Source organism: Microbacterium sp. BH-3-3-3, from assembly GCF_007679045.1.
Lineage (GTDB): Bacteria > Actinomycetota > Actinomycetes > Actinomycetales > Microbacteriaceae > Microbacterium > Microbacterium algihabitans.
In genome coordinates this window covers 291,502-298,313 of the sequence record NZ_VEFS01000004.1, presented here as the reverse complement: position 1 = coordinate 298,313, position 6,812 = coordinate 291,502, and the positions used below count along the sequence as shown (strand labels likewise).

Annotated in this window: 5 protein-coding genes; 2 read left to right on the top strand and 3 right to left on the bottom strand. The window is 70.5% G+C overall.

Annotated features, from left to right (window positions below):
• Positions 1-427: 427 nt before the first annotated feature.
• Complete coding sequence (gene mfd, locus FS769_RS13645) at positions 428-4,015, bottom strand: transcription-repair coupling factor (RefSeq protein WP_144834301.1); 3,588 nt, start codon at positions 4,013-4,015, stop codon at positions 428-430.
• 187 nt (positions 4,016-4,202) lie between these two features.
• Between mfd and FS769_RS13640 the strand changes: the two genes are divergently transcribed.
• Together FS769_RS13640 and FS769_RS13635 are read left to right on the top strand one after the other, a co-directional pair.
• On the top strand, positions 4,203-4,688 hold the full coding sequence (locus FS769_RS13640; protein WP_144834299.1) for a hypothetical protein: 486 nt from the start codon (positions 4,203-4,205) through the stop codon (positions 4,686-4,688).
• Between the two features lie 197 nt (positions 4,689-4,885).
• The gene (locus tag FS769_RS13635) at positions 4,886-5,413 is read left to right on the top strand and encodes a hypothetical protein (RefSeq protein WP_144834298.1); all 528 of its coding nucleotides are present in this window, start codon (positions 4,886-4,888) and stop codon (positions 5,411-5,413) included.
• Positions 5,414-5,479: 66 nt separating this feature from the next.
• Here the strand turns inward: FS769_RS13635 and pth are convergent, their stop codons facing one another.
• Both pth and FS769_RS13625 read right to left on the bottom strand, forming a co-directional pair.
• Positions 5,480-6,064 carry an aminoacyl-tRNA hydrolase gene (gene pth, locus FS769_RS13630; RefSeq protein ID WP_144834296.1) on the bottom strand — a complete coding sequence of 195 codons (585 nt, stop codon included), beginning with the start codon at positions 6,062-6,064 and terminating at the stop codon, positions 5,480-5,482.
• Positions 6,065-6,172: 108 nt separating this feature from the next.
• Positions 6,173-6,811 (bottom strand): 50S ribosomal protein L25/general stress protein Ctc, encoded by a 639-nt coding sequence (locus FS769_RS13625; RefSeq protein ID WP_144834294.1) that lies wholly within the window; start codon positions 6,809-6,811, stop codon positions 6,173-6,175.
• Position 6,812: the final 1 nt, after the last annotated feature.

The following is a 6,812-nucleotide window of genomic DNA, read 5'->3' as shown; positions in this document are numbered from 1 at the left end:
AGTGCACGCTGTTGAGTTCTCAAGGAACGGACGCACCCACAGGAAACAGTCTTCCGACCTACCCGTGAGGCAGTTCATTTCTCCAAGACCACCCGACACTGTGAGCTCTCACCGTGGGACCTCTGAACGAGATCAACGTCGTGAAAACCGGCCGGGTGACCGATCCAAAACCTTACACCATGTGTTGGGTTTTCGGAGTGGTTCGCTACTTGAGGGGCTGCGGGGCCTTTCGGCCGCTCCGCTCTCCCCTGTGGGGCGAACAAGTAATAAGTTACGCGGGAGCCACCGACCCGTCGAATCCAGGCGCTTCCCGGGCGTGTCGCGGCGGCCTGCTCCCGGAAAGACGCGGAGAATCGCACGAAGGCCCGAGCGACGCGTCGTCGATCGGGCCTCGGGCAGGAGGGGGCTCCAACAGCCGTGCCGGAGGTCAGGCGTTCGCCGCCTCCGCGGACTTCTCGACCGGGAGGGGCCACAGGGCATCGAGCAGCTGACGCACCCACGCGATGAGGTTCGCGTCATCGGCGTCCTGCGGCAAGGGAACCACCATCGCGTCTCCCCCGGCGACCAGCTTGGCCTTCGGGTAGAGCCGCTGCAGACGCACGCGCATCGAGTCGGCGAGGTTCGCCGGGGCCACGCGGAGGTTCGACCCCATCGCGACGACGTCGGCCAGGCCCGCCTGCGCGGCGCGGCGGCGGAGCCGCGCCACGGCGACCAAGCCTTCGACCTCTGCCGGCGGCTCGCCGTACCGGTCGCGGAGCTCTTCCACCACGAGGTCGATCGCGTCGTCCTTCGCGCCGGCGGACGCCGCGGCCGAGAGCTTCTGGTACGCCTCGAGGCGCAGGCGCTCGCTGTCGATGTAGAACTCGGGCAGACGCGCATCGACCGGGAGCTCAAGTCGCAGCTCGGTCGGACCGTCGACGTCTTCGCCACGGAAGGTCGACACGGCCTCGCCGATCATGCGCAGGTAGAGGTCGAAACCCACGCCGGCGATGTGCCCGGCCTGTTCGGCACCGAGCAGGTTGCCGGCGCCTCGCAGCTCGAGGTCTTTCAACGCCACCTGCATTCCGGAACCGAGGTCGTTGTTGACGGCGATGGTCTCGAGGCGGTCGGCCGCGGTCTCGGACAACGGCTTCATCTCGTCGTACAGGAAGTACGCGTACGCGCGGTCGCGTCCGCGTCCGACGCGACCACGCAATTGGTGCAGCTGCGACAGGCCGTACTTGTCGGCCCTGTCGATGATGATCGTGTTCGCGTTCGAGATGTCGAGACCCGTCTCGATGATCGTGGTCGACACCAGCACGTCGGCGCGGCGCTCCCAGAAGTCGTCGACGACCTGCTCGAGCGCGTGCTCCCCCATCTGCCCGTGCGCGACGACGATGCGCGCTTCGGGCACGAGCTCGGCGAGGTGCGCCGCCACCCGCTGGATCGACGACACCCGGTTGTGCACGTAGAATATCTGGCCTTCGCGCAGCAGCTCTCGACGGATCGCCGCAGCGATCTGCTTATCGTTGCGCGGTCCGACGTACGACAGGATCGGGTGCCTGTCTTCGGGTGGCGTCGCGAGGGTGGACATCTCGCGGATGCCGGTCACCGCCATCTCGAGCGTGCGCGGGATGGGCGTCGCACTCATGGCGAGGATGTCGACGTTGGTCTTGAGCTTCTTCAGCTGGTCTTTGTGCTCGACGCCGAACCGCTGCTCCTCGTCGATGATCATCAACCCGAGGTCTTTGAAGATCACCTTCTCGGTCAGGATGCGATGCGTTCCGATGACCATGTCGACGGTGCCGTCGGTGAGGCCCGCGAGGGTCGCCTTCGCCTCCTTGTCGGTCTGGAAGCGCGACAGGGGCCGGACGGTGACGGGGAAACCGGCGAAGCGTTCGGCGAACGTCTCGAGGTGCTGCTTGACCAGCAGGGTCGTGGGCACGAGCATCGCGACCTGCTTGCCGTCCTGGATCGCCTTGAAGGCGGCACGCACCGCGACCTCGGTCTTGCCGAACCCGACGTCGCCCGACAGCAGTCGATCCATCGGGATCGGCTTCTCCATGTCGGCCTTGATCTCGTCGATCGTCTGCAGCTGATCCTGCGTCTCGGCGAAGGGGAAGGCCTCTTCGAGCTCGCGCTGCCAGGGGGTGTCGGGTCCGAAGGCGTAGCCCTTCGACGCCATGCGTGCCGAGTAGAGCTTCACGAGCTCGACGGCGATGTCGCGCACCGCCTTGCGCGCGCGGCCCTTCGCCGCAGCCCAGTCGCTGCCGCCCATCTTGGACAGGGTCGGCGCTTCACCGCCGACGTACTTCGACAGCAGGTCGAGCTGGTCGGTGGGCACGAACAGCTTGTCGCCCGGGTACCCGCGCTTGGCGGGCGCGTACTCGAGGACCAGGTACTCCTTGGTCGTCTTGACCGCGTTGCGACCGCCGCTCGAGACCTCGCGCTGGGTGAGCTCGAGGAACTTGCCGATGCCGTGGGTGGCGTGCACCACCACGTCACCCGGCTTGAGCTGCAGGGGGTCCACGACGTTGCGGCGGCGCGACGCCAGCTTCTTGACGCCCCGGTTGTCGCCGCTCACCGAGCGGCCGTAGAACTCGGTCTCGCTGATGACGGCGAACTTCGCCTCGGTCAACTGGAACCCGCGCTCGAGCGGAGCGCACACCACGTGCGCGACGCCGGGCTCGGGCGGCAGGCGCAGATCGTCGACCCGCCGGGCGGCGATCCCGCGCTCGGAGAGCACGTCGCGCGCGCGATCGACCATGCCGGGTCCGGATGCCGTGACCACGACCGACCAGCCGTCGTGCAGCAGAGCGTCGACGTGGGCGGTGGCCCCCTCGACGTTGCCCTGGAACGAGGGCACGGGATCGGCCTTGATGCGGTGCGCGGACGCGTCGCCCACGACCAGGCCCTCGTCTTCGGCATCCGCCGCCCCCGAATCGAAGGCGCTCAGCTGCCACCACGCGCCGCCGCGGCCGCTCGCGATCTCGTGCAGGTCGTCGAGCGTGACGAAGTCGCCCGAGTCGAGGTCGACCGGGGTGTCGGCCCCGGCGGTGGCGGCGGACCACGCGGCCTCGAGGAACTCGCGGTTGGTGTCGCCGAGCGTGGTCGCGCGCGCGGTCGAGCGCTCGGGGTCGACGAGGGCGACGGCGCTGCCGCCCGGAAGGTAGTCGACGAGGGTCACGAGATCGTCGACGAGCACGGGGATGAGGGATTCCATGCCCTCGGCGGGGATGCCCTCGGCCATCTTCTCGAGCAGCTGACGCAGGCCCGGGTAGCCGTCGCGCAGTTCGGCGGCGCGAGCGCGCACCTCTGCGGTGAGCAGCAGTTCGCGACTGGGGTTGAGCGAGACGCCCGTGACCTCGCCCGGGAGCGATCGTTGGTCGGCGACCGAGAAGGCGCGGATCTGATCGACCTCGTCACCGAAGAACTCCACGCGGTACGGGTGGTCGGCCACGGGCGGGAAGACATCGAGGATGCCGCCGCGGACCGCGAACTCGCCGCGACGCGAGACCATGTCGACGCGGTGGTAGGCCAGCTCGACGAGCCGGGTCGTGACGGTTTCGAGCTCGTGGCCGCGGCCTCCGACGACGAGTTCGACCGGCTCGACCTTGCCGAGGCCGGGGGCGAGCGGCTGTAGGGCGCTGCGCACCGAGGCGGTGATGACGAGCGGGGCCTCACCATCCCACGCGGCGATGCGCCGGAGGACGTCGAGACGGCGGCCGACGGTCTCGGGGCTCGGGCTCAAGCGCTCGTGCGGCAGGGTCTCCCACGCGGGGAAGTGCAGCACCTGAGCCCCGGGCAGCACGGCATCCAACGCCGGCCCGAGGGACTCCGCGCGACGCCCGGTCGGTGCGATGACGAGCACGGCGCCGGGGTCGCCCGAGGCGCGACGCCGCTCGATGAGCCCCGCGATGACGGGGGCGTCGAGGCCGTCGACGAGGGAGAGAGACAGGTCGGCGGATGCCGCGGAAGCGGCCTCACGATACGACTCAGCCTGCTCGAGGGCGCGAACGATCCCGGGAACTGTCACTCGGGAAAGTCTACGCGGGGCCTCCGACATCGGGACGGGCTGGACGAACGGCCGGTGCGTCTGCAGCCGTCGTGCGGACGCGGACGGCGGCGCGCCGCCCCGAGGCCCCGGCGAGCGGCGTGTCGACCCGGGCATCCGCACGACGGAACGTCGATCGCCGGCGCGAGACGTCTCGTAGGCTGGCGGCATGACCACGCCGAGCTCCCCGGGCGGCCCGGCGTTCGCCGCGCCGCACGTCGCGCCCCCGGTCGGCACGATGCTCACTCCCCCGCCCGCCCGCCGCCGCGGACGCCCCCTCGGGACGTGGGCCCTGCTGCTGTCGATCGTCGCGACGGTGCTGGCGCCCGCCGTCGGAGGGTTCGCGGCGTTCCGCGTGGCCCGCGGCTCGGGTCCAGCGTTCTTCGAGATGCCGGCCGGCTCGTTCGACTGGCGCGTCCTGTCGCCCGTGCGCGATCTCGTGCTGCTGGGCGAGGTCGCGTTCTGGTCGGGCACGGTCATCGGGATCGTCGCCCTCGCCCTCGGCATCACCGCGGTCGTCAAGCGCGCCGCCACGGGAGCCGGCATCGCGGCCATCGTGATCGCCGTGCTGGGCCCGATCGTGTTCGGCGGGCTCGCCGCGCTCGCGCTCGGCGCGGGCCTCGCCGCCGCCGGTACGGGCGGCATCCCCGTCTGAGGTCGGCTGCCGCCGCCGGAGACCGGACGCGCGAGGCCCCCGGGGGAACGGCATCCGGGACCCTTTTAACCCCGCCGATTCACCCGCTACCGTGACGGGGCCTCGCGCGTCCACCCCTCCGCGCAGGCGGGGCGCGCCTCCCTAGACTCGCCGGATCGGGCCGCACCTGCGACCGCCGACGACCAGAGGAGCATCTCGTGAGCACCACACCTCCGCCCCCGGGGCCGTACGACGCGCCCGCCCCGCGCAACGACGGCTACGCCGCGCCCGCGGCGCCCGCCGCGCACGACGCGCCGGCGGCTCCGGCCTATGTTCCGCCCGCCGACAACCGGCCCGTGCTGTCGAACCGCCTCGGCCTGATCGCCTTCGTCGCCTCGCTCGTCGCGGTCGTCGGCGGCTCGATCATCGCGTTCATCGCCGGGCTGCAGAGCGCCGGTGTCGCGCAGTACGCGCAGCAGAACGGCGACACGACCGGGCAGATCGACCCGAACACCCTTCCCTCGGGGGTCGAGCAGTCGGCGATCCTCGTCGGCGTCCTGACCGTCGTCGCCTTCGCGGTCTACGCCATCTTCGGACTCTGGGGCTTCATCCAGGGCATCGTCGCCGCCATCAAGCGCCGCGGTCGCGGCTACGGCATCGCGGCGATCATCCTCGCCGTGCTCGGTGGGATCGTCGTCTCGGTCGCCCTCGCCATCGGCGCGGGGATCGGTCTCGGCTCCGCCTGACGCGACCCGCACACACGGAAACGGCCCCGGTTCACCTCGAACCGGGGCCGTTTCCGTGTGTGCAGATCAAGCGCGCGGAGCGTGGAAGCGCTGCTGGGCGGCGACGAGACCCTCGTCGACGAGGAGCTCGACCGCGTCGGCGGCATCCGACACGAGGATCGGGAGGGTGGTGCGCTCGGCGGAACTGAAGGGGTCGAGCACCCAGTCGGCGGGATCCTGCCGGCCGACCGGTCGCCCGATGCCGACGCGCACGCGGGGGAAGTCGGGGGTTCCGAGGGCCTTCGCGACATCGCGGACGCCGTTGTGCCCGCCGTGGCCGCCACCGGTCTTGAGCTTGATGGTGTCGTAGGGGATGTCGAGCTCGTCGTGCACCACGACGACGTGATCGGGCTCGGTGCCGTAGAACCGGGCGAGACCCGATGCCGGGCCGCCCGAGACGTTCATGAAGCTGTTGGGCTTGGCCAGCACGAGCTTCGCCGCCCCGGGCCGCAGCCACGTCTCGACGACCCGCGCGTTCGCCTTGTGCGTGCGGAAGGCCTCGCGGCGCCGCGCGGCCAACTCGTCGATCACCATCTGCCCGATGTTGTGACGCGTGGCCTCGTACCGCGGGCCGGGATTGCCGAGACCGATGATGAGCCAGGTGTCCGCCATGGCATCCATCCTTCCGGATCCGCGCGCGGACCCCGTGAACAGCAACGAGGGGGCGCGAAAACGCGCCCCCTCGTCGTCGACGGACCGCCGAAGCGGCCCGCGCGGGAATTACTTGTCGTCGCCCTCTTCGGCGGCTTCGGCCTCTTCGGACTGCTCCTCGGCGACCTCGGCATCGGCCTCGGCGATCTCCTCGTCGGCGGCCAGCGTGTCGAGCGGCACCGAGACGCCCACGATGAGGGTCTCGGGCTCGGTGACGAGCGCCGCGCCCTTCGGGAGGGTCAGGTCGGCCGCGGTGATCTGCGTGCCGTCCTCGGCGCCCTCGACGTCGACCTCGACGTTCTGGGGGATGTGGGTGGCCTCGACCTCGAGCGACACCGAGGTGGCGTCGAGCATGGCGACCGTGCCGGGGAAGGGCTCGCCGACGAGCACGACGGGAACGTCGACCTGGACCTTCTCACCCTTCTTCACGACGATGAGGTCCATGTGCTCGATGATCTGACGCACGGGGTCCTTCTGGACGTCCTTGACGAGGACGAGCTGGCCCTTGCCGGCGATGTCGAGGTCGATCAGCGCGTTGGCGCGACGGATGAGCAGCGCGACCTGGTGGCCGGGCAGCGCGACGTGCTGGGGCTCGGTGCCGTGACCGTAGATGACGGCCGGGATCTTGCCCGCGGCGCGGAGGCGACGGGCGAAGCCCTTGCCGAAGTTCTCGCGGAGTTCCGCGACGACCTTGTTGTCTTCCGACATG

What these genes read in the sequence shown, in the direction of transcription:
- FS769_RS13640 (WP_144834299.1), top strand. Translation starts at nt 4,203, where the DNA reads ATGACCACGCCGAGCTCCCCGGGCGGCCCGGCGTTCGCCGCGCCGCAC.
- pth (WP_144834296.1), bottom strand. Translation starts at nt 6,064, where the DNA reads ATGGCGGACACCTGGCTCATCATCGGTCTCGGCAATCCCGGCCCGCGG.
- FS769_RS13625 (WP_144834294.1), bottom strand. Translation starts at nt 6,811, where the DNA reads ATGTCGGAAGACAACAAGGTCGTCGCGGAACTCCGCGAGAACTTCGGC.